The 952-nt window shown below is 60.0% G+C and carries 1 protein-coding gene; it reads left to right on the top strand.

Going from position 1 to position 952, the window contains the following annotated elements:
- Positions 1-52: 52 nt before the first annotated feature.
- The gene (locus I5M_RS15340) at positions 53-763 is read left to right on the top strand and encodes a VWA domain-containing protein (RefSeq protein WP_148287884.1); all 711 of its coding nucleotides are present in this window, start codon (positions 53-55) and stop codon (positions 761-763) included.
- The last annotated feature ends 189 nt before the right edge of the window (positions 764-952 follow it).

Genomic DNA, 952 nt, shown 5'->3' with positions numbered 1-952 from the left:
TCAAACTGGGCCCCAGCTCCAAGAACAGCGGTTACATCGACTGGAGGTACTGGTGGACCTCGGGCAGCATCGAAGAGGATTGGAATGCGGCTCGAACTACAGCTCACGCAACAAGACCATGAAATGCGGGTCCTCCAACAACAACATCAGCAACTGGAACGGTTGCGTCATGGATCGCGGCACTGCGACCCCGCCGGGCACCAATGACGGCTACGACGTCAAGGTAACGCCACCGATCACCTCGCCGCAGACGCTGGCGTCCTACTATCCGGCCGACCAGTCATCCTACTGCCCGCAGCAGATCGCACCGCTGAGCTATGATTGGAGCAGCCTGAAATCGACCATCAATGCGATGAAGCCCAGCGGCGGCACCAACCAGCCAGTCGGGCTGGTGTGGGCGTGGCAGACACTGCAGCAGACTGAACCGTTCAACGCGCCTGCGGAGGATTCCAACTACGTCTACAAGAAGGCCATCATCCTGCTGTCGGACGGCCTGAACACCATGGACCGCTGGTACGGCAACGGCTCGAGCTGGTCGGTGGACGTCGACAACCGGCAGAAGAAACTGTGCGACAACATCAAGGCTGCCGGCATCACGCTCTACACCATCCAGGTCAACACTGGCGGCGACCCGACTTCCAGCGTGCTGCAGTACTGCGCCAGCGGCTCCAGCAACTTCTTCATGCTGACCTCGGCCAGCCAGGTGATCTCGACCTTCAATTCGATCGGAACCTCGCTCGCGAAACTGCGCATCGCCAAATAGGAGCACTGGGCGCTCATGGCCCGCCCCTAGGCAAGACGGGGGCCGATCGCGAAATGGCCGCTTGGTTCCCGCCGATTCGAGAAATTCTCGCAACGGTTGATTAACCTTTTGGCAACCCGCCCCTCCTACCCTGAGTCCCTGTTCGTCCGCAGCCTACAGAAAATGCCGTAAGCACAGACGCTACACTGC

The organism is Rhodopseudomonas sp. B29 (genome assembly GCF_000333455.1).
Taxonomy (GTDB): Bacteria; Pseudomonadota; Alphaproteobacteria; order Rhizobiales; family Xanthobacteraceae; genus Rhodopseudomonas.
The sequence above is the reverse complement of the archived record's forward strand: the minus strand, read 5'-3'. Positions and strand labels throughout refer to the sequence as shown.